The sequence below is a fragment of the Actinomadura sp. 3N508 genome (assembly GCF_044326375.1).
GTDB lineage: Bacteria > Actinomycetota > Actinomycetes > Streptosporangiales > Streptosporangiaceae > Spirillospora.
In genome coordinates this window covers 24577-50563 of sequence record NZ_JBIRAX010000020.1, presented here as the reverse complement: position 1 = coordinate 50563, position 25987 = coordinate 24577, and the positions used below count along the sequence as shown (strand labels likewise).

General features: G+C 68.8%; 22 protein-coding genes. 13 read left to right on the top strand and 9 right to left on the bottom strand.

The genetic code is table 11. The annotated features are described in order from the left end of the window. Nucleotides 1-48: 48 nt before the first annotated feature. Complete coding sequence (locus tag ACH34S_RS40790) at nucleotides 49-690, top strand: DUF6962 family protein (RefSeq protein WP_395958297.1); 642 nt, start codon at nucleotides 49-51, stop codon at nucleotides 688-690. 10 nt (nucleotides 691-700) lie between these two features. Here the strand turns inward: ACH34S_RS40790 and ACH34S_RS40785 are convergent, their stop codons facing one another. Further along, nucleotides 701-1477, bottom strand: coding sequence for a class I SAM-dependent methyltransferase (locus ACH34S_RS40785; RefSeq protein WP_395958296.1), 777 nt, complete (start codon nucleotides 1475-1477; stop codon nucleotides 701-703). Nucleotides 1478-1640: 163 nt separating this feature from the next. Here ACH34S_RS40785 and ACH34S_RS40780 point away from each other — a divergent pair, with 163 nt between their 5' ends. After that, a complete protein-coding gene (locus tag ACH34S_RS40780; RefSeq protein WP_395958295.1) occupies nucleotides 1641-3038 on the top strand; it encodes a hypothetical protein in 1398 nt (465 codons plus the stop codon). A gap of 186 nt (nucleotides 3039-3224) precedes the next feature. Here ACH34S_RS40780 and ACH34S_RS40775 read toward each other — a convergent pair whose 3' ends face one another. The 3 genes from ACH34S_RS40775 to ACH34S_RS40765 all read right to left on the bottom strand — a co-directional run bounded on the left by ACH34S_RS40775 (nucleotide 3225) and on the right by ACH34S_RS40765 (nucleotide 5480). Next, on the bottom strand, nucleotides 3225-4130 hold the full coding sequence (locus ACH34S_RS40775; RefSeq protein WP_395958294.1) for a glycoside hydrolase family 19 protein: 906 nt from the start codon (nucleotides 4128-4130) through the stop codon (nucleotides 3225-3227). A gap of 122 nt (nucleotides 4131-4252) precedes the next feature. Then, complete coding sequence (locus ACH34S_RS40770) at nucleotides 4253-4771, bottom strand: lytic polysaccharide monooxygenase auxiliary activity family 9 protein (RefSeq protein ID WP_395958293.1); 519 nt, start codon at nucleotides 4769-4771, stop codon at nucleotides 4253-4255. A gap of 193 nt (nucleotides 4772-4964) precedes the next feature. Beyond that, nucleotides 4965-5480, bottom strand: coding sequence for a lytic polysaccharide monooxygenase auxiliary activity family 9 protein (locus tag ACH34S_RS40765; RefSeq protein WP_395958292.1), 516 nt, complete (start codon nucleotides 5478-5480; stop codon nucleotides 4965-4967). 460 nt (nucleotides 5481-5940) lie between these two features. Here ACH34S_RS40765 and ACH34S_RS40760 point away from each other — a divergent pair, with 460 nt between their 5' ends. Next, on the top strand, nucleotides 5941-6063 hold the full coding sequence (locus tag ACH34S_RS40760; RefSeq protein ID WP_395958291.1) for a hypothetical protein: 123 nt from the start codon (nucleotides 5941-5943) through the stop codon (nucleotides 6061-6063). A gap of 33 nt (nucleotides 6064-6096) precedes the next feature. Here ACH34S_RS40760 and ACH34S_RS40755 read toward each other — a convergent pair whose 3' ends face one another. Genes ACH34S_RS40755 through ACH34S_RS40740 form a run of 4 tightly spaced genes read right to left on the bottom strand, consistent with a single transcriptional unit; the run spans nucleotide 6097 to nucleotide 10048 of the window. Continuing rightward, nucleotides 6097-7551 carry an aldehyde dehydrogenase family protein gene (locus ACH34S_RS40755; RefSeq protein ID WP_395958290.1) on the bottom strand — a complete coding sequence of 485 codons (1455 nt, stop codon included), beginning with the start codon at nucleotides 7549-7551 and terminating at the stop codon, nucleotides 6097-6099. A gap of 22 nt (nucleotides 7552-7573) precedes the next feature. Beyond that, the gene (locus ACH34S_RS40750) at nucleotides 7574-8512 is read right to left on the bottom strand and encodes an amidohydrolase family protein (RefSeq protein ID WP_395958289.1); all 939 of its coding nucleotides are present in this window, start codon (nucleotides 8510-8512) and stop codon (nucleotides 7574-7576) included. A 12-nt stretch (nucleotides 8513-8524) separates the two neighbouring features. Next, nucleotides 8525-9316 (bottom strand): hypothetical protein, encoded by a 792-nt coding sequence (locus tag ACH34S_RS40745; protein ID WP_395958288.1) that lies wholly within the window; start codon nucleotides 9314-9316, stop codon nucleotides 8525-8527. A 48-nt stretch (nucleotides 9317-9364) separates the two neighbouring features. Further along, nucleotides 9365-10048, bottom strand: a complete 684-nt coding sequence (locus ACH34S_RS40740; RefSeq protein WP_395958287.1) for a GntR family transcriptional regulator — start codon at nucleotides 10046-10048, stop codon at nucleotides 9365-9367. Between the two features lie 243 nt (nucleotides 10049-10291). On the opposite strand from ACH34S_RS40740, the gene ACH34S_RS40735 reads away from it, so the two are divergent. The 5 genes from ACH34S_RS40735 to ACH34S_RS40715 all read left to right on the top strand — a co-directional run bounded on the left by ACH34S_RS40735 (nucleotide 10292) and on the right by ACH34S_RS40715 (nucleotide 16225). Then, the gene (locus ACH34S_RS40735) at nucleotides 10292-11833 is read left to right on the top strand and encodes an ABC transporter substrate-binding protein (protein WP_395958286.1); all 1542 of its coding nucleotides are present in this window, start codon (nucleotides 10292-10294) and stop codon (nucleotides 11831-11833) included. A 20-nt stretch (nucleotides 11834-11853) separates the two neighbouring features. Continuing rightward, nucleotides 11854-12864: an ABC transporter permease gene (locus ACH34S_RS40730; RefSeq protein WP_395958285.1), complete on the top strand. Its 1011-nt coding sequence runs from the start codon at nucleotides 11854-11856 to the stop codon at nucleotides 12862-12864. 21 nt (nucleotides 12865-12885) lie between these two features. Continuing rightward, a complete protein-coding gene (locus tag ACH34S_RS40725) occupies nucleotides 12886-13761 on the top strand; it encodes an ABC transporter permease (RefSeq protein WP_395958284.1) in 876 nt (291 codons plus the stop codon). After that, entirely contained in the window at nucleotides 13758-15545 is a 1788-nt protein-coding gene (locus tag ACH34S_RS40720) for an ABC transporter ATP-binding protein (RefSeq protein WP_395958283.1), read from the top strand. The genes ACH34S_RS40725 and ACH34S_RS40720 overlap by 4 nt, the downstream gene beginning before the upstream one ends. 92 nt (nucleotides 15546-15637) lie before the next feature. Then, entirely contained in the window at nucleotides 15638-16225 is a 588-nt protein-coding gene (locus ACH34S_RS40715) for a PadR family transcriptional regulator (RefSeq protein ID WP_395958282.1), read from the top strand. Between the two features lie 17 nt (nucleotides 16226-16242). Here the strand turns inward: ACH34S_RS40715 and ACH34S_RS40710 are convergent, their stop codons facing one another. Then, the gene (locus ACH34S_RS40710) at nucleotides 16243-17814 is read right to left on the bottom strand and encodes a bis-aminopropyl spermidine synthase family protein (RefSeq protein ID WP_395958281.1); all 1572 of its coding nucleotides are present in this window, start codon (nucleotides 17812-17814) and stop codon (nucleotides 16243-16245) included. Between the two features lie 455 nt (nucleotides 17815-18269). Here ACH34S_RS40710 and ACH34S_RS40705 point away from each other — a divergent pair, with 455 nt between their 5' ends. From ACH34S_RS40705 to ACH34S_RS40685, 5 genes are all read left to right on the top strand, one after another. Next, a complete protein-coding gene (locus ACH34S_RS40705; protein ID WP_395958280.1) occupies nucleotides 18270-19523 on the top strand; it encodes a DUF222 domain-containing protein in 1254 nt (417 codons plus the stop codon). 2141 nt (nucleotides 19524-21664) lie between these two features. Then, nucleotides 21665-21907, top strand: a complete 243-nt coding sequence (locus tag ACH34S_RS40700; RefSeq protein WP_395958279.1) for a hypothetical protein — start codon at nucleotides 21665-21667, stop codon at nucleotides 21905-21907. Between the two features lie 76 nt (nucleotides 21908-21983). Then, entirely contained in the window at nucleotides 21984-22526 is a 543-nt protein-coding gene (locus ACH34S_RS40695) for a potassium channel family protein (RefSeq protein WP_395958278.1), read from the top strand. A gap of 360 nt (nucleotides 22527-22886) precedes the next feature. Beyond that, nucleotides 22887-23291 (top strand): VOC family protein, encoded by a 405-nt coding sequence (locus ACH34S_RS40690; protein WP_395958277.1) that lies wholly within the window; start codon nucleotides 22887-22889, stop codon nucleotides 23289-23291. A gap of 134 nt (nucleotides 23292-23425) precedes the next feature. After that, nucleotides 23426-25957 (top strand): ATP-dependent Clp protease ATP-binding subunit, encoded by a 2532-nt coding sequence (locus tag ACH34S_RS40685; RefSeq protein WP_395958276.1) that lies wholly within the window; start codon nucleotides 23426-23428, stop codon nucleotides 25955-25957. Nucleotides 25958-25987: the final 30 nt, after the last annotated feature.

Below are 25987 nucleotides of genomic sequence, written 5' to 3'. Positions count from 1 at the left end.
CGTACGGCACCAACGCACTGTTAGTAATTTGACCGGTAACGTGCACGTATGCTTGCCGAACCCGCACCCGCCCTGAGCGACCTCGCGCTCGGGCTGGTCGTGGTCCTGCTCGCGATGCGGCTTGGCCACGCCCCCGAAGTCCACCGGTACTGGCGCACGTCCTTCTGGTGGGCGGGGATCGCGGCGCTGGCCGGGTTCGTCCACCACGGCTTCGTGAAGTTCTCGGACCGGTGGGACGAGCCGAGCTGGGCCGTCATCAGCGCCATGGTCGTGATCGCGGTGTCGTACCTGCTGGCCGGGACCGTCGCCGAGGTGCTCGGGCCCCGCCACCACCGGACGTTCTGGCTGCTGCGCTCGATCGGGATCGTGGCCTACGCCTGCCTGGCCGCGACCGGGCATGCGGGCGTCACCGCGCTGCTGGCCTGCGAGAGCCTGACGATGGTCAGCATCCTGATCCTGTGGGGCGTGGCGGCCCGCCGCCGCGACCCGATGGCCGTCCCGATGATCATCGCGCTGGCGGCCAGCGGCGCGGCGGCGGGGACCAAGGCGCTCGACCCGGACGTCACCGGCCGCGTCGCGCTGGACCCGACGTCGGTGTACCACCTCGCGCAGATAGCGGGCATGGTCCTGCTGTACTACGCGGTCAGCGCCCCGCGACGCGCGGTACCGGAACCCAGCCCCGCCACCTGATACCTGGCGGCTACCGCAGGGCGGCGACCATGGCGTCGCTGTGGGAGCACCAGACCTGGCCGGCCTCAGCGAAGCCCTGGTCGCGCAGGGCGTCCAGGTGCCATCGCGTGGTCGTCGGGCGGTCGGCGTGGTGCGCGCCGTCCGGGCTGCGGGGGTCGCCGAAGATCTCGAAGCGGCGCCGGGTCGGCTCGGCGAGGACGGGGTCGGCGACGAGCTTCGTCCACCAGTCCGGCCAGTCGAGGGCGCCCGCGGCCCGCTCGCGTTCCTGCCGGGCGGCGTGGAACGCCTCGGCCGCCGCGTTGAGGCGGGGTGTGGACTCGTCGGTCATGTGGTCGGCGTTGAGGAACACGCCGCCGTCCCGGAGCACGCCGCGGATTTGCCCGTACAGGACGCGGAGCGGCTCGGTGTCCAGCCAGTGCAGGGCGGTGGCGGTGAGGACGGCGTCGTAGGAGCGGTGCGGCAGCGCGCCGGTCCAGGACGGGTCGGTCAGGTCGGCGGTCACCAGCTCCACCCGGTCGTCGCCGGCGAAATGGCCGCGCGCGATCGTGAGCAGCGCCGGGTCGAGGTCGACGCCCGTGGCGCGGGCGCCGGGGAAGCGCTTCAGCAGCCGGTCGGTGATGGTGCCCGTCCCGCAGGCGAGGTCGAGGACGACCGGTTCCAGCCCGGCGACGGCCTCGACCGTGTCGAGCATGACGCGGAAGCGCTCCTCGCGGTCGGGCATGTACCACTCCTGCTGGCGGTCCCAGATGTCCTGCCATTCCTGCCAGGTCGTCGTCGTTTCAGTCATGGGTCCCCTTCACGAACCGGTCACATGGGTGCATTCAAGCCGCAATTGCAACGTTATTGCAAGAGAGGCTGCCGGACTCGGCCAAGGGGCGGGCAAGACCCCGCGCCGTGCCACTAGGGGCGGGCGCCGGCGGCCGTAGGGTCCCCGCGAGAGGGGGCTCGCCTTGAGCAGATCGTGGAAGGTCACCCTGGTGGCCGTGGGAACGACGGCGGCGATGATCGTCCCGGCGGTGGCCTGGCCCGTTGGCGGCGTGGACGCGTCCGGCGGCACGGCCGGGGGACGCTGGGTCCTGGTGGAGCATGAGGGCTTCGACCGTCCGCTGAAGGTCGACGGGGCCCCGTGGCGCCGCGACCCGCAGGGGCCGGACAGCCCGTGGCACGTCGACGCGTTCGACGACGACGGCGACGCCTGGAAGAAGATCAGCGGCCCGCTGTTCGCGCAGCAGCTCGCGACCCTGAACGTCTTCCGCAAGCGCGTCGCGTTCGGCCGCGACGGCTGGCTGACCGCGGAGGTCGCCGCCGTCGACAAGGACCGCGACGGCCGTCCCGACTCGCGTCCCGGGCTGTCGACCGCGTCCCTGCCGGGCGGGCAGAAGGCCGCGCGGATCTCCGAGCCGAGCTGGGACGCCGGAGTCCTGATCCGGCCCACGCGCCCGCTCCCGCCGCGCTACCGCGTGGAGATGACGCTGCGCGGCATCGACTTCGGCGGCGAGCGCGGCGGCACCTTCGACTACGACGGCAAGCACAACGGCTACACCCGCGAGCCCTGCAAGACCCGGTACCCGTGGACGTTCCAGGGCGCGCTCCCCGGCAAGTCACGCTGCGACTATCCCGACGTGACGCGGGAGAACGGCTTCTACTACCTGACGATCCTCGACTACGCGACCCCGGCGCCGCACGGCAACCCCGGCATCCACTACCGGCGCAAGGTCATCATGGACGGCTACTACAGCGACGACGAGCGCTGGAAGAGCGCCGGGACCTGCAACCCGAAGACGGGCGAGATCTACCGGACGTTCGACGGCACCTTCAACGGGGTCAACGCGCTGTTCGTCCGCGGGGACAAGTTCCGCGAGGCGTCCAACAACAACATCAGCAACGAGTACTACATCAAGACGGCCTGCGGGAACGTGTCCATGGACAAGCCGTACGGGCCGGGCGGCAAGTTCCGCCAGCACCTCACCAGCGCCGAACTGAGGCCGGAACTGCTGCCGAAGGCGTCCTACACGTTCGCCATCGAACGCGACCGGACCGGATACACGCTCGAAATGAGCGGCCCGTTCCTCAACACCGGGCAGACGACGTTGCGCGTCCACCACGATTTCGTCGAGGACGGCCGCCCGATCTGGCACTACAACCAGACCCCGGGCGAATACGACGGCCGTTTCGACCGCGCGCTGAAGCACACCGGCCCCGCCGGGACGTTCACGACTGCGCACACCTGGCCGAAGGGCTCCGCCTACCCCGACTCGTTCATCATCGGGGACCCGCACCTCAACTACTACGAGGGTTCGGCGCACGTCGACGACATCCGCCTCTACGTCCCCGCCACCAAGGGCTAGGAAGGCGAACGACCCGCGCCCGGTGGGTGGCCGGACGCGGGTCGGACGCGGGGACGATCGCGCGCGAGGGGTTCGATCCGCGATCGCCCGATCTATGTCGCCCGATCTATGTCGAGCACCTTTCATCCTTGGTCCCCGGTCGGTTCGTGCCCCCCGCGGACGGCCGGACGAAAAACACTCACTCCGTCAACAGGTCAGGTTGTCTCCGGTGGGAACGCCAAGAAGCTGAGTGAACCGTTTGTAGGCGTTCACCCGGCTCTGCACCTGCGACGGGTTTCCTCCATTGCATTCCAGGCCGCCGTTGATGCTGCGGATCGTCTCGCCGAATCCGCGGCCGTTGACCATCGCGTTGTGCGGGGTCATGGTGCCCGGGCCGTTCTGCGTCATCCAGTACCAGATGGCGGTCTTCCACGCCGTCGCCGCGTCCCGCTCCACCTGCCACGGGTTGTTCAGCAGGTCGATGCCGAGCGCGTCGCCCGCGGCCTTGTAGTTGAAGTTCCAGCTCAGCTGGATGGGTCCGCGGCCGTAGTAGGCGGCCTGCCCCGCGGGACATCCGTAGGGCTGGCTCCTGTCGCAGTAGTGCGGGTAGTTGTCCTTGTTCTGCTCGACGATGTGGACGAGCCCGCCGGTCTCATGGTTGACGTTGGCGAGGAAAGCCGCCGCCTCCTGCTTCTTCACCGTGTCGCCGCCCGTGTTGGCGAAGGCGGGGTACGCCGTGATGGCGGCGGTCAGACCGGCATAGGTGTAGAAGGAATTGCGGCTCGGGAACATCTGGTTGAACTGCGCGTCGGTCACCACGAAGGCGCTGCTGCCGGGCGGGTCGGTGGGCGGGTCGGTGGGACCGCTGGAACCACCGCAGATCCCCTGGTCTGCCCACACGATCGTGCTCCCCGGTGACTCGTTCAGCGTCCACCATTTCGCGGCCCAGTTGTGCCCGTTGTAGGACGCGACCGCGCCGCCGGTGTAGACCTTGGAGGCGTTCCATGCCGTCGCGCAGTCCGCGGCGGTCGCCGACGACATCGGCAGAATGGCCGACAGCGCCCCCGCCGCGAGCAGCGCGGCGCCGAGCAGCGTCGTTTTGCGTTGCACCACTTCACATCCTTTGCGAATTCACGCGGTGCGGCCCGCCACAGGGTGCGGAGCGAGCCGGCCATTACCAGCCGCCGATGTGCCGCCGCGAGTCGTCGAAGCCTCCGGCGGCTCCGGGATCGTTGTTACCGGACGTTCACGTCGATGCAGGCGTAGAACGCGTTGGCGGTGTCGGCGATGTTCCAGATCGCCAGGATCTTCTGGCGCCCGGTCACGCCGCCGAGGTTGACGTTGTGGGAGAGGGTGGCCGGCGGCTGCTTGTTGTTACCGGGGATGTCCGCGACCTTCGTGCCGCCGACGTAGTACTCGTAGTTCCGCGTGCTGTGCCGGGCGGTGAACGTCCAGGTGAACGTCACCGACTGGCCGACGCTGCTGACCTGCCAGCCCTTGCTGTCGTCGTCGAGCTCGCGGAATCCCGCGTTGCCGCCGCTGCAGCTGCGCAGGCCCTTGGGCCCCTCGACGCTCTGCGGCTCGTACTGGATCGCGCCGCACTGGACGATTCTCTTGGCGCACTGCGCCTGCCGGCTCATCGGCGCGGAGACATAGCCGTGCGCGAAGGCCGAGGTCGCCGGGATCACTGCGACGAAGGGGGCGATGCCGACGCCCGCCGCGGCGGCGGCGAGCCTGCGGTGTGACTTCTTCATGCGGGGGGTCCTTGCCTTTGGGGTGGTCATGACGTGGCGCGGACGGACGGTCCCGGACGCCGTCCGGGACCGGGGAGACGGCCACGGCCCGGAAGATCGGGCCGCGTCCGCCCGAGCGGCACGGCCGCGTCCATTACCAGCCGCCGATGTGCCGCCGCGAGTTCGCGAAACCTCCGGCGGCTCCGGACGGTCGTTACTGGACGTTGACGTCGACGCAGGCGTAGAACGCGTTGGCGGTGTCGGCGATGTTCCAGATCGCCAGGATCTTCTGGCGTCCGCTCACGCCGCCGAGGTTGACGTTGTGGGAGACGGTGGAGGGCGGCTGCTGGTTGTTGCCGCTGACGTCCGCGACCTTCCGGCCGCCGACGTAGTACTCGTAGTTCGTCGTGCGGTGCCGCGCGGTGAACGTCCAGGTGAAGGTCACCGACTGGCCGACGCTGGTGGCCTGCCAGCCCTTGCTGTCGTCGTTGAGCTCGGTGAACCGGCTGCCGCCGCTACAGGTGCGCTGGCCCTTGGGGCCTTCGACGCTCTGCGGCTCGTACTTGATCGCGCCGCACTGGACGATTCCCTTGGCGCACTGCGCCTGCCGGCTCATCGGCGCGGAGACGTAGCCGTGCGCGAAGGCGGAGGTCGCCGGGATGACGGCGACGAGGGGGGCGATGCCGACGCCCGCCGCGGCGGCGGCGAGCCTGCGGTGTGACTTCTTCATGCGGGGGGTCCTTGCCTTTGGGGTGGTCATGACGGGGCGTGGACGGGGCCGACGGCGTCCGGGGCCGGGGAGACGGCCACGGGCCGGGGAGACGAGCCGCGTCTGCCTGAGCGGCACGGCCGCGTCCATCGGGGCGATGGAGGGGAGCGGGGCATGCGAACTCCATCTGATAGGAAACTTTCCTATCGGGTAGCTGAACGTTAACGTTCCGTCCGATTGCGGGCAAGACCTCGATCACGACGAACGGTTCGGGCGCGCATGACCAGCGCAGGCCGAGAACTGAACCACTCTCGACCGCTCCAAAGAATTGTCAGATTCCCCTGATCGTCAGGTTCCCGATTGGCGAGATCTGCCGACAACGCCTCCCGAAATACCTCTTGACCTGCGCAAATAGAACCCATTGGCCGGAGCGATTTGCCACGGTCCACTCGATCCCGGAACAGGTCACCGTCTGAAACGTATGGTTTGCAGTGAACTGTTCGAGATCGCCGTCATCGGCCGCTATTGGACGGTCACCGCGATGCTCAGCACGATCAACGTCCAGCCGGAACCCGGGCTCCCCGCCTTCCCCCTCCCCCGCTGAATCCGGGGGACGTGCCCAGTGCGGCCCGGTGGGTCACCGGACGTCTATCACGAGGGTCTTGACCTGGCTGAACTCGTCGATGACCCAGCGTCCGCCGAGCCGGCCCCGGCCGGACCGGCGGCCGGCCGCGCCGCCGAAGGGCAGGCTGTACTCCCAGTAGTTGGAGGTGTCGTTGACCACCACCAGCCCGCAGTCGATGCGCTCGCCGATCTGAAACGCCTTGGAGACGTCGGTCGTGAACAGCGAGCCGACGAGCCCGAAATCACCGGCGTTGGCCGCCGCGACCATGTCGTCCTCGTCGTCGAAGACCGACAGCGAGGCGATCGGGCCGAAGGTCTCCTCGGAGAAGAGGGCGGCGTCGCGTCCGACGGAGGTGAGGACGGTGGGCGGATAGAAGAAGCCGTCCTGGTCCTGGACGCGCTCGCCACCGGTCACGACGTCCGCGCCGCGCTCCCTGGCGTCCGCGATCAACCGGTCGTAGCGGGCGATGCCGGACTCCAGGTGGACCGGTCCCATCGTGACCTCGGGATCCAGCGGGGACCCGAGAACCGTGTCCGTCGCCTGCTTCGCGAGCAGCCGGGTGAGCTCGGCCGCGCACGACGCCGCCACCAGCACCTTGCCGGCGGCGCTGCACACCTGGCCCGCGTTCCAGAACGCCGCGTTCGAGATCGCCGCCGCGGCGATGTCGAGGTCGGCGTCGCCGAGGACGACGACGGGCGAGTTACCGCCCAGTTCGAGCAGGAGCTTCTTGTCCCAGGCCGCCTTGGCGATGGCCTGGCCCGTCCCGCTGCCGCCGGTGAAGCCGACCGCGGCGATTCCCGGATGCGTCACGAGGTGGCTCGCGACCGCGACCTCGTTCGTGATCACCAGCTGCAGCAGTTCCTGCGGGAAATCCGCCGCGAGGAGGATCTCGCGGAACTTCGCCGCCACGACGGCCGTGGTGGGGGCCGGCTTCCACACGACGGCGTTGCCGGACGCGAGGGCCGGGCCGATGTACTCGACCGGAATGTTCACCGGGAAGTTCCACGGGGTGATGACCGCCCACACGCCCAGGCCCTCGCGGCGCACGATCGCCCGCTTGTTCGCGTCCTGCACGTGCGGCGTCTCCCCGCCCAGGGCGAGGACGGACTCCGCGGCCATCTCCAGCCCGCGAACGGCGAAGAGTATCTCGCCCTGGGCCTCGGCGACCGGCTTGCCGTGCTCGGTGGAGAGCACCTCGGCGAGTTCCTCGTGCGCGGCGTGCAGCGCCCGGGCGGCCGAGCGGCACCATTCGGCGCGGGTGGCGGGCCGCGCGCCGCGGGTCTTGCGGAAGGCCGCCCCGGCGCTGGCGACGGCGGCGTCCACGTCGCCCGTCGAGGCCGCCGCCAGATCGGTGAACGGCCGTCCTTCGGCGGGGTTCATCGCCGGGTACCGCGTGTCGCTTTCGCGCCACGATCCGTCGATCCAGGATGCGTAGAGGTCGGCGCCCGAAGGCGTGGCAATGGTCATGACGATCCTTTCGTGTGATCGGCTAGCGCGCCGCCCCGGTGGCGTCCGGACCGATGCCGTTCAAACCGGTGGCGTCCGGACCGATGGCGTCCGGGGCGGGGCGCTCCCATTCCCAGCCGCCTTCGGGACGGGGCCAGTTCAGCACCGTGGCCGCCGTCCGGCCGAGCATCCAGACCTTGTCCTCCTCGCTGAGGAAGTCGAGCGTGTACCGCACGTGGTCGAGGTTCTCCCGCCAGGTCGCGCCGCGTACGCGCGTCGTGTCCGAGGCCCACATGAGCCGCTGCGGACCGTACGCGTCGTAGACGCGGCGCAGCGTCGGGGTCAGCGACGGGTAGGGGTACGGCTCGGACGTGTAGTCGGGGATCGCGGAGAACTTCATGTAGACGTTCGGGTACTTCACCAGCGGGAAGATGTCGTCGATGTGCGCCCAGAGGTCCTGGGTGTCCGGGTCGCCGATGATCAGGCCCATGTGGTCGACGATCAGCCGGAGATCGGGGTGCCGCTCCGCGATCCCGGCGACCTTGCGGACCTCGGGGCCGTAGATCAGCAGCATCAGGGGGATGCCGAGCCGCTCCGCGGCCTCCCAGAACCACGGGAACGTGTCGACGTCGATCCAGTCGCGCCCGCGGAAATCCGGGTAGCTCATCCGGATGCCGCGCATCCACGGATCGTCGAACCAGCGCTCGATGCGCTCGCGGTCAGGGTCCCAGAGGTTGAACCTGCCCATCACGCCGAACCGGCCCGGGTGCTCCGCGGCCCAGCCGAGCGCCGGCCCGTTGTCGTCCCCCGCCCAGATCGCCGGGACGATCGCCACGGCGTCGATGCCGAGCTCGTCCATCCTGGGCAGGATCTGTTCCGGGGTGGACTCCGGTTTCCCGTTGTAGGTCTCGCCGATGTCGGGCCAGGGCCGGTCCGGAGTGTTGGGCAGGAACATATGGATCTGGGTGTCGAGGATGAACATGACTCCCCCTCATCAAGGTCGCCGGACGGTCGCTCCGTCCGGCCGCGTCGCCCCTGGAGTGAACGGCTCCCGTGGAGTGAACGAGATGTTCCGGTACCAGAGCCGCCATGGCGTCGTGTGCCTGGGCCAGGAGGCGGGGCCCGGGGTCCAGGTCTTCGCCTTCAGCAGCGTGCGCAGCGTCGCGAGGACCTTCTCGTCGCTGGCGTCCGCCAGCTCGTAGACGGCGAGGTAGCGCGGGCAGCCGGGTTCCGGATGCTCGATCGCGTGCCGCAGCGCGTACCTGGTCGCCCGGCTGAAGCCGCCGATGGACGCCGCCTCGGGCACGTGGACGTTGGTGTAGAACTCCTCGAACTCGGCCAGCCCGTCGCCGATGTCGGCGGGCGGGTCGATCCCGATGATGTAGATCCCGTCCGGGACGCCCGCCGAGGGCGAGGTCTCCGCGACCTTCTCGTAGACCACCCGCCATCGATGGGTGAGCAGATCGGGCCACAGCGGCGGGTCGTCGGTGTAGGCGGGACGGGTGCCGTCGCCGGTGTCCGTTCCGGCGAGGTAGGCGTCGGCCGCCTCCTCGCTCTCGACCTCGTAGGCCGCCAGGTACGTCGCGCCGAGGTCGCCTCGCGAGTCCGGCACCTGGAGGGCGTAGCGGTGGGCGGCGACGAACCCCGGATGCCTCGCGAAGACCTCGGGGACGTGCGTCTCGTCGTAGAACCGGTTGAACCGCGCGACGTCCGCCGGGTCCGAGCCGGCGAAGTCGAGGGCGATCCAGTACAGGAACCTGTTCGAGAAGGGTGCGTGCGCGTTCATACGGCGGCCTCCTGAAGGGCGGCGCTCATCCGATCCCGGCCTGGGCGATCATGCTCCGGAGGCTCGTTCCTCTTCCAGCTTCGCGATGGCCGCCAGCGCCGCCTCCTTCGCGGCGTCCACGTGGTTCCGGGCGAGCTGGGCGGCGCGGTCGGCGTCCCGGTCCGTGATCGCCGCGACGAGGTCGCGATACTCCTGCTCGGACCGCTCCCGGCGTCCCGGAATGGTGAGCGAAAGCCGGCGCAGCGCGTGGATGCGCGCGTGGAGCGGCACGAGGGTGGAGGTCAGCAGGGCGTTCCTCGCCCCCGCCAGCAGCAGCTCGTCGAAATGGTAGATCGAGGAGAGCTGGTCGTCGTCGCTCTTGCCGGGTCGCGTGAGCTTGACCAGTTCGAGGACCTCGGCGTCGGTGGCGCGCTGGACGAAGAGCGACGCGGCCTCGGACTCCAGCGCCGCGCGCACCTCGTAGAGCTGCCGGACGTCGTCGCTGCCGAGCACCGCCACCCGCACGCCCTTCCGGCCCGACGTCTCGACGAGCCCCAGCGCCTGGAGGTGGCGGACCGCCTCGCGGATCGAGGTCCGGCTCACGCCGGTGAGCTCCATGAGCTCGCGCTCGGTGAGCCGCCGTCCCGGCGACAGCGTGCCTTCGAGGATGGCCTGCCGGACCCTGCGCACGACGAGCTGCGGAACGGTCTCCGCGGGGCGGTCGATCCGCAGGTCCGGTCCGGTCTCTGACATGCCCTCTCCTCGATTTTTGTCTGACGTAGGATAATCATACGTTCCACCGTCGGTCAATCTTCACCGAGTGCAGCGGCATGCTGGCTGTACGTTCTTACCGCTGGCCTGCCGCTCGACCGTCGCCTTCTCCGCAGATCAGGTCCACCTGCGTTATTGACGCGCCGTACTACGTCTGCTTTCGTACGTCATACAAACTACAAGCGCTCCCAACGCACCCGCACCAGCGTCTTCCAAGGAGGAAGGATGTTGAGTCGATTGGTCGGTAAGGGGCACAGGAGACGCCCCCGGACACTCGCGCCCGTAGTGGCGTCCGCGATGCTCGTCAGCCTCGCGGCCGCATGCTCCACGGGCTCGTCGGAGGGGGAGGGCGCGTCCGGGGGCATGCTCCGCGTCGGCGTGGTCGCCAGCACGATCTCCTCCCTCGACGCCTACTCGAACCTGAGATCGCAGGACTTCTACGTCCGCAACGCCACGATGTTCGAGCCGCTCGCCCACCGGACGAAGGACGGCGGCTACCAGTGGGCGCTCGCCACCGGCATCACGCACAACAAGGAGAACACCGAGTGGACGGTCAAGCTCCGTCCGAACGTCAAGTTCCATGACGGGAGCGCGTTCAGCGCGGACGACGTCATCGCCGTCTTCCAGCGGGTCCTCGACAAGAAGAACGCGCTCATCGAGCGCAACTACATCGACTTCATCGACCCGAAGGGCATCGAGAAGGTCGACGACCTGACGGTGAAGTTCAAGCTGCCCAAGCCGTACGGGCCGTTCGAGTTCGCCGTCACCAACAGCAACATCATCTTCTACAAGAAGGGGTCCAAGCCCGAGCAGGCGATGGGGACGGGCCCGTTCCGGCTCGTCTCGTTCGCCCCCGGGCGCGAGACGCTCGTCAAGAGGTTCGACGGCTACTGGGGCCCGAAGCCGAAGCTCGACCAGGTCAAGATCATCAGCTTCAAGACCGCGGAGGCGTCCACCAACGCGCTGATCGGCCGGCAGATCGACGCGAGCTCCAACATCCTCCAGACCTCGCTGCCGACGATCGAGAAGACGCCGGGCCTGAAGGTCATGAAGAGCGACGTGAACCTGAAGGTCTCCATCGGCATGCGCGCCGACAGCCCGCCCTTCAACGACGTGCGCGTCCGGCAGGCGATGCGGCTTATCGTCAACCGCAAGCTCGCGCTCACCAACGCCTTCGACGGGCTCGGCGAGGTCGCAAACGACCACTCGGGCTTCGACAAGTGCGTGCCGGCCGTCCCCCAGCGGGAGCAGAACCTCGACCAGGCGAAGAAGCTGCTGGCGGACGCGGGCAAGTCGAACCTCACCATCGACCTGCGGACCGCCGCGAACAAGCCGGGCATGCTCCAGCTCGTCCAGATCCTGGCCGAGGACGCCAAGAAGATCGGCGTGACCATCAAGGTGCAGAAGATGGAGCTCGGCGCCTACCTGGAGAAGTGGGGCGAGTGGACGTTCTACACCGGCTACGACACGCGCCCCTACCTGGAGGGCGTCCCCGAAATGATCAGCAATGACGCCGTCCTCAACCACAACCACTGGGACGACTCGGAGTTCAAGTCCCTGGCCAAGAAGCTCTACGCCACCGCCGACGCGCAGGAGCAGTGCGAGATCCAGAAGCAGATGAAGAAGATCGAGTACGAGCGCGGCGCGAGCATCCTCACCGCGACGAACCCCACGGTGAGCGTGTACTCCTCGAAGGTGAGCGGCCTCATCCCCGAATTCCCCTCGGGCAACCTGTACGACTTCACCAAGGTCGGCCTCGACCAGTGAGCAAGTAGGGCGGTGTCGCGGTGACGGTTATTGATACGACGACCGACAACACGGTCAAGGACGCCCCGGCCCCGAGCCGTTCCCGGCGATCCGCCCTCGCGTGGCAGATCGGGCGGCGTGCGCTGACGGGCCTGGTGACCTTGTGGTGCATCTCCGTCATCGTCTTCGTGGCGACGCAGGCGATGCCCGGCGACGTCGCGCACATCATCCTCGGGCCCGGGGCGTCCGCCGAGCAGGTGGCCCAGCTGAACCAGAACCTGGGCCTCGACCAGCCGTTGCTCAGCCAGTACTGGGACTGGCTGAGCAACGTCCTCACCGGCGACATGGGGAACTCGCTGGTGAGCGGTCAGCCCGTGTCCGAGCTCCTCGCCGAGCGGATCTTCAACTCCGCGACGCTGACCGTCATCGCGATGGTGCTCATCCTGCCGCTGTCCCTGCTGGTCGGCCTGCTCGCGGCCGTCTTCCGCGACAGGCTGCTGGACCGGTCCTACCTGGGCACCTCGCTCATCGTCACGGCGACGCCGGACTTCGTCATCGGCAGCCTCGTGATCGCCCTGTTCGGCACCGTCGTCTTCAAGGTCCTCCCCCCGGTCTCGATCATCCCGCCGGGGGACGCGCCCTGGGAGCATCCGCGGCAGCTCGTGATGCCGCTCGCCGTCATGGTGCTCGTAGGGGTCACCTATCTCTCACGCCTGGTGCGCGTGTCCTTCATCGACGTGCTGGAGAGCGAGTACGTGCAGCTCGCGACCATCAAGGGCCTGTCGATGCGGCGGATCCTGTTCCGGCACGCCCTGCCGAACGCCCTCGCACCCAGCATCCCGGCGGCGAGCATCATGGCCGCCTACACCATCGCCGGCTCGGTCGTGATCGAGTACCTGTTCGCGTATCCGGGCATCGGCTCGGCGCTCGTGGACGCCGTCGCCGGCCACGACCTGCCGATGATCCAGGCCATCATCATGCTGATGGCGGTCGCGTTCTTCTGCTTCAACCAGCTAGCCGACGTACTCGGAACCCTGAACAAGTCCCGCTGACAAACGAAGGAGCGTCCGGCCATGATCCGAACGCGACCCAGGGAGCAGGGGGACCAGGCTCCGCCCGCGAATCTCACTCGCCGCGTCCTGACCTCCCGGCAGACCCGGCTCGGCCTGATCATGCTGCTGACCATGATCGCCTTCGCGGTCGTCGGCCCCTTCCTCGCGCCGCACTCGCCGACCGCGGTCCTCGCGAAGCCGTACGCGCCGCCCGGCGACGGCCTGCTGCTCGGCGCCGACTCGCTGGGCAGGGACATCGTCTCCCGCATCCTCAGCGGCGGAGCCAACCTGACCTGGATGGCGATCGTCGCCACATCCGGCGGCGTGATCCTCGGCACCGCAATCGGGCTGGTCGCGGCCTTCGCGGGCGGGGTCGTCGACACGCTGCTCATGCGGCTCGTCGACGTGCTGCTGACGTTCCCGACGATCATCATGGCGATCCTCTTCATCTCGATGCTCGGGCCGAACCGGGTGATCCTGGTGGTCCTGGTGGCGATCGGGCTCACGCCCGGGATGGCGCGCGTGATGCGCGGCGCGGCGCGTCCGGTGATGAGACGCGAGCACGTCATGTGGGCGCGGACGGTCGGGCTCTCGTCCCGCCACATCCTCATGCGGGAGGTGCTGCCGAGCGTGACCTCCCCGCTCATGGTGGAGATCGGGCTCAGGCTCATGTGGTCGGTCGTCGGGCTCGCCTCGCTGAGCTTCCTCGGCTTCGGCGTCCAGCCGCCCGCGTCCGACTGGGGGCTCATGGTCAGCGAGAACAAGGACGGCCTCGCCATCCAGCCGCTCGCCGTCGTGATTCCCGCCGCCTGCGTCGCCCTCTTCACCATCGGGGGCAATCTCTTCGCCGAAGGCGCCGCGCGCGTGATCGGCCGCACCGAAGGGGCTCGTTCATGAAGGCGGTCGAAGTCACCGGCCTCACCGTCGCTCTCGACGACGGCAGCGTGATCGCCGACGACGTGTCGTTCACCCTGGAGAGCGGGCAGGTCATGGGCCTCGTCGGCGAGTCGGGCTCGGGGAAGAGCACGGTCGCGCTGGCGCTGCTCGGCTTCGCGAAGAAGGGCGCGAACATCACCGGCGGCAAGGTCGTGGTGGGCGGCGTCGACCTGCTCGCGCTCGCACCGAACGACCTGCGCGAGGCGCGCCAGAAGCTCATCGGCTTCGTGCCGCAGGACCCCGCGACGGCGCTCAACCCGGCGATGCGGATCGGCACCCAGCTGACCGAGGGAATGGTCGGCGCCAAGAAGGAGAACCTGCCGAGGATCCGCCAGGTCCTCGAAACCGTCGGCCTGCCCTCGGACGATGCCTTCCTGCGGCGTCACCCCCAGGAGCTCTCGGGCGGCCAGCAGCAGCGGGTGGCGATCGCGATGGCCGTGGCGAAGGGCCCGGAGCTGATCGTCTTCGACGAGCCCACGACCGGTCTGGACGTCTCCACCCAGGCGAGAGTCCTGGAGATGGTCGCCCGCCTCTGCGCGGACAGCGGCATGGCCGCCGTGTTCGTCTCGCACGACCTCGCGGTCGTCGGCGCCGTCGGCGACCTGGTGACCGTGATGTACGCGGGGCAGGTGCTGGAGACCGGGTCGCGCGAGGAGGTCCTGCTCTCCGCCGCGCACCCCTACTCCATCGCGCTGCTGGAGTCGGTGCCGTCGACGCGCCAGCGGCTGCCGCTCGTCTCGATCCCTGGTCGTGCACCCGCACCGGGAGCCGAGTTCGACGGTTGCGTGTTCGCGGACCGCTGCGCGTTCGCCGAGGACCGCTGCCGCGAGTCCGCGCCGCCGCTCGTCGCCACGCCCGCGGGCGGCGCGGCGCGCTGCGTCCGCGTCGACCACGTCCGGCAGAACCAGACGGTCCTGGTCAAGGAGCCTTTGGAGCGCGTCGAGAGCACGCAGGACGGCGCGTCCGTCCTCACCGTGCGGGACCTGAACGCCTCCTACGGCCGGACCCAGGTCCTCTTCGACATGTCCTTCGACGTCGCTCCCGGCGAATGCCTGGCGGTCGTGGGCGAATCGGGCAGCGGCAAGACGACCATGTCCCGCTGCCTGATCGGGCTCCACGAGGAGCAGTCCGGCACCTTCGAGATGGACGGGAAGCCGCTTCCGCCCCGGTTGCGAGACCGGACCAAGGCGGTCAAGCAGCAGATGCAGTACGTCTTCCAGAACCCCTACGGTTCGCTGAACCCCCGCGAGACCGTCGCGACCTCGGTGATGGTGCCGCTCAAGCACTTCTACGGAGTGCGGGGCAAGGCCGCCCGCGCCAAGGCGAAGGAGGCGCTGGAGCGCGTCGAGATCCCGTGGCGGCTCGCGGACCGCTACCCCGCCGAACTGTCAGGCGGTCAGCGCCAGCGGGTGGCCATCGCCCGTGCGCTCGTCTGCGACCCTTCGCTGCTGATCTGCGACGAGGTCACCTCCGGCCTCGACGTCTCCGTCCAGGCCTCCGTCGTCGAACTGCTCCGGACGCTGCAGGACGACGGCCTGAGCATGATCTTCATTACCCACAACCTCGCCGTCGTCCGCAGCATCGGCGACCGCGTAGTCGTCCTGAGCCAGGGCCACGTCGTGGAGTCGGGCGCGGTCGAGTCGGTGCTAACCGGACCCGAACACCCCTACACCCGCGCCCTCCTCGCCGACACCCTGGAGGTAGACCGGCCGCCCAACCCCGAACCAAGCAACCTCCCCACCTGACACCTCGTCTCTTGCCTGACTGAACTGCCTGACGCCTCGTCTCCCTGCCGATGCCTCCGCGACCGCCCCGAATGGACGGTACGGTCCGCGGCATGGCGATCAATCTCTCGTCCAGCTCCTACCTCGTGCTGGGGCTGATCGGCCTGCGCGGGCCCAGCTCGTCCTACCAGCTCAAGCGGGCCGTCGAGCGGTCGGTCGGGTACTTCTGGCCGTTCCCGCACAGCCAGCTGTACGTGGAGCCGCGGCGGCTGGCCGAGGCCGGGCTGCTGGAGGAGTCCGCCGAGACCGGGGGACGCCGCCGCCGCACGTACTCGCTCACGCCCGCGGGCCGCGAGGCCCTGCGCGAATGGCTCCGGGACCCCGCCACCGAGGTCTTCCAGGTCCGCAACGAGGCCGAGCTGAAGCTGTTCTTCAGCGAGCTCGGCGACGCGGGGACGGCGGAACGGCTCGCCGAGACGCAGGTCCGCTACCACCAGGGCCGGCTGGAGGAGTTCCAGAAGATGCTGGAACGCCTCGTCGACGTCCCCGACCTGGAGAAACGCGTGGCGCCGCTCGTCCTGGGCGTCCGGATCGAAGAGGCATGCCTGTCGTTCTGGCACGACGTCCGCGACTCGGGCGTGCGCGGCGCGCTGGCCCGCACACGCCTGCCGGGCAGGCACCAGGGGCCTCGCTCAGGCTGAGAACTCGATTGGCTCGGTCAGCCCGGCATTCTGCCTCCGGCCAGGCACTCCCGAATGGCGTCCGGCAATTCGCGCAGCCGATGCATGGGCAGCTCCAGCAAGGTCACATCTGCCGCCCAAGGCGCAGCCTCGGCGACCAATGCGCGCGCCTGCCGCTTCGTCAGATCACCTTGGACGTCGATCAACGCGTCCCGCCAGGTATTGGCCACCTTCCCATGCGCCCGATCCATCACCGCCCGCAGAATGCGCGACGCCGCTTGCTCACGAGGCTCATTCCTGCGGACGGCCTCGATTCCACGCCCATCCTCGACCAGTTCAAAAACCGGCTCCAGGATCGCGGCGAGTTCTCCCAGCCCGACCGCCTCAGCCGGCACGACCCGCACTCGCTCAGCCTGCGTCGCCATAAGCACGCGCGGCAGCACCGCCTCCATCCCGGCGGGCATGGCCACACCGGCCTGCCGGACCTTGGCCGCGTACGGCTTGGCCAGCCAGGTGCTCAACCGCACACGCGGCACCTCCGGCAGGACGTCCTTCGGCCAGGCACCGACGAGCACGTCCGGCCGCATATCACCTAGATCCGCGGCCGACACCTTCACCTGCTCCCGTGCCTCAACCGCTTGCGGCCCCTGCGTGTAAATGGCGGCGCTGAACCGATCCGCGCGCGCGGTGGCCGCCGGAAGGCTCTTGGACGTAGGACGCAGTACGTACAAATCAGCGGCAGACCCGATCGCCTCGGCTCCGTAGTATCGATTGAAGTCCGGATAAATGGCTTCGGAAACCAGATTCAGATCCCGCAACGCATTCTGCACTTTCAGGGCAAGCATCGGCATCCTGTCACTCGCCCCATACGCGAGCAGCACTCGTCCACGACCCTGCGCCCGCAGCCCCTGAACGGCCCGGGACACGAACAATCCGACCCCGTCCGGCGTGTAAGGCGGGTCCGTGACAGCCAGATCAGCGAATTCCATCGCGGAGCCTGGAAGCCCCAGCCGCAGATCGGCCCACCGCGTCCGCACACTCAAGCCCAACTCCGCCGCCCGCTCGTCGATATACGCGAGAATCCGCTCATCGATATCGACCACCATGGTCTCGACCTGCGGATGGATCATCCCGACCGCGAGCGAGGTCAGGTCATGATCGCCGACGCAGAGCAGCCGCGCGTCCGCAAGCCAGAACCGCGCCCCCAGCAGCAGCGCCCGCCGCACCACCGTCTCCGGCGTCGCGGCCACATGATCCAGAACATGCCGCCCGCGGGGCGCACGCGCAATGAAGTCTGCCAGACGCTCGACCACGGCCTGGTGCTCCGGCAGCAGATGCCCGACCGGATCAGCCGCATCGAACGGCCGGTACCCGCCCGCAAGCAGGTCGCCGACCTTCTGGGCCTGCTCGGCGTCCAGCCGGAATCGATCACCATCCCGCTCCACCGACAGCCCCGCCAGCAGCGCCTCCACCGACCTCCGGGGCGCCGCACTCTCCCGGACGAGGGCCGCCAACGACCACCACTGCCCGTCCGCCAGCAGACTCAACGCCGCGTGGACCCGCCGGGGATCCATGCCCTCCACGTTCGGAAGCCCCGCCGTCCCGTCCATCCGCCAGACCCTACTCTCCTCCCACCGCGCTCTCCCCAGCCAGCGTGTGTTGTGACGCCTGCTTTCGAGTATCTCGGTGGTCGTCTACCGGGATTCAGATTCGGGGGTGGGGGCGGCGCTGCGTACGGGGCCGCCCCTCCAAAGTCAAGGGCGCCTTCGGCGTCGCTTCGCGATGGGACTCCGTCCCACCCTTGACTTCGGAGCCTCTACGGCCCCTGGTGCAGCTTTCAACGGGCAGGCTCCGCCTGCCCCCGCCCGACGCCCCGCCCCCACCCTCCAACCAAGAAACAAACAACAACCACCCAACCCACACCAATACGCAACAACCCAAAGCAATACGCACAAAAACCCAGAACACCGTTCCGGCCGACACCAGACTCCGACTATCCCATCGGCCACAATAATAAGACCCATCTCGGCAACGAAAGCACACGCACGTTCGATAATATTTAGGTGTGAGTTCGATATCCATTGATCTTCATTCAGCGTCCACCGGGGAACTGGTCGACGCCATCGCGCAGATCACCCACGAACTCGCCCAGCGCAACGCCCCCGACTCGCCCGCCGCCTGCATGCACATCGCCGAATCGTTGGCGGCGGCCTGCGACCGGCAGGAAAGCGCGCTGGCCGCACTCATCGGGCGGGTGGACGCCTCGGGTGAGATGCGCCGCTGGGGCCTGCCCTCCACCCAAGCCTGGCTGCGCACCCGCCTGGGCATGCGCGACACCCGCGCCAAAGAGCGGGTCACCCTGGCCCGGCAACGCCACCGCCTGCCCCGCGTCACGGCAGGGCTCGCCGCCGGGGAGCTGTCCTACGGGTATGCATCGACCGTGGCCGACGCCGTCGCGCGTTTGGACGACAGCGACTGCGCGGAGGCCGAATCTCTGTTGCTCGACATGGTCGGGCAGGGGTTCTCGGCCGGGAAGGTCGCCTCGTTCGGGCGGCGTATCCGTGACGTGATCACCGAACGTGACGGCACCGACAAACCCGATGCCGAGTCGCGGCGCGGGTATGCGCGGTCCTGGGTCACCTCCACCCGCTCTCTGGACGGTGGCCGTTATGTGAAGGGCTGGCTGAACGCCGAGGACGCCGCCGTCTGGGACGGCACGCTCGGGCCGCTGGCCAAACCGGCCGGGACCGATGATCGGCGTGATCTGTCCGAGCGGATGGCCGCCGCGCTGACCGCCGTGCTGGCGGGCGGGCACCGCGCCACCAAAATCACCGTGATCTGCGATCTGGACACCCTCACCGGCGGCGCCGCCCCCGGCCGCCTCACCGACGGCACCCCCATCCCCGCCGCACACGTCCGCCGCATCGCCCTCAGCGCGGGCGTCTCACCGCTGATCCTCGGGCGCGGCCATGTGCCGCTGTATCTGGGCCAGCGGGCCCGGTTCGCCACCCCCGGCCAACGCCAAGTCCTCGAAACCCTGTACCCGACGTGCGCGGTACAGGGGTGTGAGGTGCCCGGCACCCTCTGCGAGGTCGACCACGTCACCGGCTGGGCCCTCGGCACCCCCACCGACATCGACCGGCTCGCCCTGTGCTGCGGATGGCACAACCGCTTCAAACACACCAACCCCGACCAGATCCACATCGCCCACCACACCACCGGACGCCACATCTACCGCGTCCTCCCACCACCCAACACCCACCCGATCGACATCCACGCACCACCACCACCAACCGAACCGATCGAGTGGGCCGCCTGACCAACCACCAAACCAGCGTCCCGAACGACCAGGCGGAGCACGCCAACCGACCCCTCTCCGCCACCCGATACACGCAGCCGATTCCACACGGGCCCCCGACCAACGCGCTCGGGCGGGGGCCGCGTGACAGGACATCCGGCCTGGCCTAAGGGACGCCGGTCACGGCACGCCTCTCCGGGCCCCTCCCGGTACCCGAAACGCGCACGGTCGATAACCAAGCACCGCGCCGCCAACCAGCGGGATCGGCTGGGCAGGCCGCCTGACGGGACGTCAGACCAGGCCTGGGGCGATGGATCGCGGCACGTCTTCCGAGCCTTTCCACTGGCCGAATACGTGTGCGGTCGATAGCCACGCGCGGCACCGCCAACCGGCGGATCGGCTGGGCCGCCTGACGGGACTTCAGACCAGGTCTGAGGCGATTGGTCCCGGCACGTCTACCGAGCCTTTCCACTGGCCGAATACGTGTGCGGTTGGTATCCAGGTGCCGCACCGCCAACCGGCGGGAATGGGTGGGCCACCTGACAGGACTTCAGACCGTCTCTGGGGCGACTGGTCGCGGCACGTCCACCGGGCCTTCCCGCCGGCCGGAAACGAGTGCGGTTGGTATCCAGGCGCCGCGCCGCCAACCGGCAGGATCGGCTGGACCGCCGTCTGAGGCGCGTCCGCCTTCCACCCACGCCGCCAACCAGGCCGCCCGGCTTTACCCACCCCGCCATGGCGGCGCATGCCCCTCGAAGGGCATGGCCGACCCATGACCACGCGCACCGAGGAGCTCCCCGTCGCCCACGCGCGCTAGGCGGGGATCTATAAGCGCTACAAGCCGCTTTCTCGATCTCATCACCACGGCCGGACGCAAGCAGGTTCAGGTCCGCAGCTCGCAAACATCCACCCGATCTAGTGCGCTTCGACCCTGACGACTGCCGTGCCCACCACGCCCCCGAATGCAGCGTCAACCGGCTCAAACGCATCGGGCATGCTCTCGGTCGAGGACTAGGGCACCATAGGTGCCATGACAGCAAGCTCCGAGTGGATCGCCATCGTGGCGTACGAGAACCTCGCCGGATGCCCGACACCCTTGGCAGCGACGCGAGCTTGACTGCGTGAGCGCGGCATCGACTGGATGCCGTTCCAGGGCGATGAAGTCCGGATAGATCTGGCTTGCGGACGCGATCCCGACGGTGGCCACAGGCGAGGCTGGTTCACCGTCTCGATCAGAGCTGACGCGCTTCGACGGCTCGGACTTCACCCCGATCAACCCACCTCAAAGATCACCGGCCCGTCCCCTCCCGGCTGGTGGCACGCCGCAGCCGAACGCGACACCAGAAACAAGCTCCCATAACAAGTCCGGGCCCTCGAATCCGCCGGACTGGTGGCACTGGTCGGCCAGCTGCTCGACTACCTGCGAGTGCAGGCCCGCCCCCGCAGATCCTGGAACGGTTTGAAGAAATCGTCCCGGACGACGACACCCCGATCATTCCGCTGTCGGCGTACCCGTCCCGTTCTCGCAGCCAACGGAATCGACGCCATCGTCGCTCTCGGAACCGGTTCGCTGGTGGTCAGACTGCCGCAACTCCCCAACGATGTTGAAGGCCGCGCCCCAATACCCCTCTGGCCGAAGCCGGATGGTGCTCGGTCAACGGCTGGCGGCAGCCCAACCTGTAGCCGAAAGCGCGACGTTCTCATGGACGCGTTCATTGGCGCCCTCGTCGCGAAATTGCTCGGCGGAGGAGCGATGCACCGGAAGCGAGCGCTCCTCCGCCGAGCAGCAGAAAGCCTAAAGAGTCTTGCCAGCCGATGCTCGCCACCGCGCAGGAGACTGATCGCAAGCGGCCCGCCCGCCAACTCGCCAGAAACGCTCTTCTCCCCGCCGGTTCTATGTGATCCCCACCAGGACTCTCAGCTCTGATTCATCGGACATCAGCTTAGGTCTACGTGACGTGTTCGAGGAGCTACATGGCGGGTGGCGGAACGTGGTGATGGGAATGCGCATTGTAAATCGGTGGAGTGGCCTCCGGCTGATCTGCGACGATCATTAGATGGGTCCGTTGGACGCGGTTGCGGGTCGGGTCGCCGGTGGGGCGACCGTGGAGTTCCGGCCCAGTGGTTCTTCGATGGTCCCGTTGATTCGGAGTCGGCAGCGGGTGGTCGTCGCTCCGGTCGATCCGTCCAAGGTGGAGGTTGGGGATATCGTCCTCGCCCGCGTCGCCGGGACGGTTTACCTGCATCTGGTGTCGGCTGTGGACGCCGCCAAGAAGCGCGTGCAGATCAGTAACAACCGGGGACGCATCAATGGCTGGACCAGCCACGATCGGGTCTTCGGGATCTGTGTGGCGGTCGATGGTGTTGCTCGTGCGGGTGCCGCTGCCAAAGCCAGAACCGTGTGACCTCGTCCATCCTCCGGGGTGCGCCGGGCCGGGCCGGGGCGCGTGCTCGGCGACGGGTTCGGGGCATGGATGGGATGTGGACATCCGCTCGCGCCGTACCGGCCGCCGCCTCATGCTCGCGTTGCTGCTGCGCACGGCACTGACCACGGCGTGCCTGCTGGCCGTGTACTTCGCGACGCCGCTGAACAGGTCGTTCACGCCGGTGACCGCTATGGCGCTGGTTGGGGCGCTGGCGGCTCTGGGGCTGCTCGTCGTCCGGCAGACCCGGGCGATTGTGCGGTCATCTTCGCCGAGGCTTCGTGCCGTCGAGGCGCTGGCGACGTTGGTTCCGCTGTTCCTGCTGGTGTTCGCCGCGTGCTACTGCCTCATGAGCAATGGGACCGGACGCGCCTTCTCCGAGCCCTTGACGCACGTCGACGCCCTGTACTTCACCATGACCGTGTTCTCGTCGGTCGGCTTCGGTGACATCGTGCCGCTCTCCCAGGGGGCGCGGGCGCTGACGATGGTGCAGATGGTCGGCGATCTCGTCATTCTCGGTCTCGTCGCGAAGGTGCTCGTCGAGGCGATGCGCCGTGGTGTGGAGCGCCGGGCACGCGGCGCCGATGACCGTCCGCGCTGACCCCGCCCGTTGATCTCGGAGAGCACCTGTCCGGCCGGCACGGACGTGCTGACTCAGCCCTTGGTCGATTGGGCCGGCTCTGACACGGTCAGCCCCCGGGAGGCCTGGTGGGTGTCGAAGGAGGGCTGCGCCACGCAGCGGTTTGGGACGAGCAGCCGAGCGGCCTTCTCCCCTATGTCCGCCATGGAGATCGAGACGACCCTGGGCATCGCTTTCCATCGGGACGCCGATGCCGCGAATCATTCCGGCTGAACACGTCGAAGCGAACGACCGGGACTGGTCGGCTTCCCCTTCCTGACGGCGGATAGAGGGTGCGGAAAGCGTGTGACGTCGGTCGGTGGGGCTGTGGATTATGGGGGGATGGCGTTGCTTCGCGACATCGTCTTCGACTGCGCTCGGCCCGCCGCGACGGCCCGGTTCTGGGCTGCGGCTCTGGACGGCTATGCCGTCGCGCCCTACGACGATGCGGAGCTGGCGCGGCTGCGTTCCATGGGGATCACTAGCGTCGAGGACGATCCGACCGTGCTCGTCGAGGCGGTGGGCGGTGGGCCTCGGCTGTTCTTCCAGCTCGTCCCGGAGGGCAAGCGTGTGAAGAACCGCGTGCACCTGGATCTGGTCGCTGCGGAGCCGGACGCGGACACGGAAGCGGAGATACGGCGCCTGACCGCGCTTGGGGCGACGGTTCAGGCTCGGTACCCGGACAACGTCGTTTTGGCCGATCCCGAAGGGAACGAGTTCTGCCTGTCGCTGAGATCGGCTTTGTAACGGCCGGGCGGGCCGGCCCGAACGTGCGTAGCCTCGGGCCTGGGCCGCGGAGCTGGGGTTTTCCGGAGCGTGCCATGGGCACGTCCCGACCGTTGCCATAACGCGTCTTCAACGGGGGCAGGAGGGTTTCGGAGATGACCTCGGGGTGGTACGGATCCGGTTCCGGCGGCATGGACCCGTTCGAGGAGATGCTCGCCCGGTTCTTCGGTGCGCGGGCGCAGCGCAGGCCGGTGGAGCGGATCAGTCTCGCGCGGCTGATGAGCGAGCCCGCGCGGGAGCTGGTGCGGGACGCGGCCGCGCAGGCGGCGGAGTGGGGCAGCGTCGATCTGGACACCGATCATCTGCTGTGGGCGGCGACGCGGCAGCAGGGGACGCGGCAGTGGATGGCGCGGGCCGGGGCCGATCCGGACAAGATCAAAGGGGAGATCGAGGAGCATGCGCGGCGGGGTGAGCCGCGGGACGTTCCGCCGGAGTTGACGCCGTCGGCGAAGCGGGCGCTGCTGGATTCGCATCAGGTTTCGCGGGCGCTGGGGTCGTCCTATATCGGGCCTGAGCATTTGCTTTTCGCGCTTGCGCTGGATCGCGGGTCCAGTGCGGGGCGGATTCTTGATCATGAGCATGTGACGCCTGACTCGTTGCAGCAGGCGGCTACCGGTGGGCAGCAGCCGCCCAGCGGGGCGGGCGGCGGCGGGCAGGCGTCCGGGACGCCGACGCTGGACGAGTTCGGGCGCGATCTGACCGCCCTGGCCCGGGAGGGGCGCATCGATCCGGTGATCGGGCGCGAGGATGTGATCGAGGAGACCGTCGAGGTCCTGTCGCGGCGGACCAAGAACAATCCGGTGCTGATCGGTGATCCGGGCGTCGGGAAGACCGCGATCGCCGAAGGGCTCGCGCAGCGGATCGTGGACGACGCGGTGCCCGAGACGCTGCGCGGGAAGCGGATCGTGCAGCTGGATCTCGGCGGGATCGTCGCGGGGACGCGGTACCGGGGCGACTTCGAGGAGCGGCTGAAGAAGGTCGTGGACGAGATCGGCGAGCACTCCGACGATCTGGTGGTGTTCATCGACGAGATCCACACGATCGTGGGCGCGGGCGGCGCGGAGGGCGCCATGTCCGCAGGGAACATGCTGAAGCCGCCGCTGTCGCGGGGGGAGCTGCACGTCGTCGGGGCGACGACCATCGACGAGTACCGGCGGAACATCGAGAAGGACGCGGCGCTGGAGCGGCGGTTCCAGCCGATCCTGGTGCCGGAGCCGAGCCTCGATGACAGCATCGAGATCCTGCGGGGGCTGCGCGATCGGTATGAGGCCCATCATCAGGTGCGGTTCACCGATGAGGCGCTGCTTGCGGCCGTTGATCTGTCGAGCCGGTATCTGACCGACCGGTTCCTGCCCGACAAGGCGATCGATCTGATCGACCAGGCGGGGGCCCGGGTCCGGCTGCGGGCGGGGACGCGGGACGGCGGGCGGCGCGAGCTGGAGCAGCGGCTCGACCGGCGGCGGCGGGAGAAGGACCAGGCCGTCGCGGACGAGGACTACGAGAAGGCGTCCGAGCTGCGCGACGAGATCGGGCGGCTGGAGAAGGATCTCGCGGAGACGCGGGACGAGGACGCGCCGGCCGCCGTCCCGTGCGTGACGACCGAGGACATCGCGGAGGTCGTGTCGCGGATCTCCGGCGTGCCCGTCACGCAGCTCACGCAGGCGGAGCGGGAGCGGCTGACCCGGCTCGAAGAGCACCTGCACGAGCGGGTGATCGGGCAGGAGGACGCGGTGGCGGCGGTGGCGCGGGCCGTCCGGCGGTCCCGGGCGGGGATGGGCGATCCGGACCGTCCGATCGGCGGGTTCCTGTTCCTCGGGCCGACCGGCGTCGGGAAGACGGAGCTGGCGAAGGCGCTGGCGGAGGCGCTGTTCGGGAGCCGCGACCGGCTGGTCCGGTTCGACATGAGCGAGTTCCAGGAGCGGCACACGGTGAGCCGGCTGATGGGCGCGCCGCCCGGTTACGTCGGCTACGAGGAGGCGGGGCAGCTGACCGACGCGGTGCGGCGGCAGCCATACTCGGTGATCCTCCTGGACGAGATCGAGAAGGCGCACCAGGACGTCTTCAACGTCCTGTTGCAGCTGCTGGACGACGGGCGGCTCACGGACGCGCAGGGCCGTACGGTCGACTTCCGCAACACCGTGGTGATCATGACCAGCAATCTCGGGTCCGAGCTGATCACGGGGCGGACGGAGATCGGGTTCGGCACGCCGGGCGACGGCGACGGGCCGAGTTCCGCCCTCAGCGACCGGATCATGCGGCGGCTCCGCGATTCGTTCCGGCCGGAGTTCCTGAACCGGATCGACGAGATCATCGTGTTCCAGCGGCTGGAGGAGGGGCAGCTCCGGCAGATCACGGATCTGCTGCTGGACGAGACGCGCCGCCGCCTCCACGCGCAGGACGTCGACGTGTCCTTCACCACCGAGGCCGTGGACTGGCTGGCGCGGCGCGGCTACCAGCCCGAGTTCGGAGCCCGGCCGCTGCGCCGCACGATCCAGCGGCAGGTGGACGACCGGCTCTCCGATCTGCTGCTGGCCGGCGATCTGCGGCATGGCAGCCATGTGGAGGTCTCCGCCGCGGGCGGCAACGGGCTCGAGTTCCACATCACCGCCACCGAACCTTTGTCGTAAGGGGTATATTCCTTCTGTAGCTCTTACAGG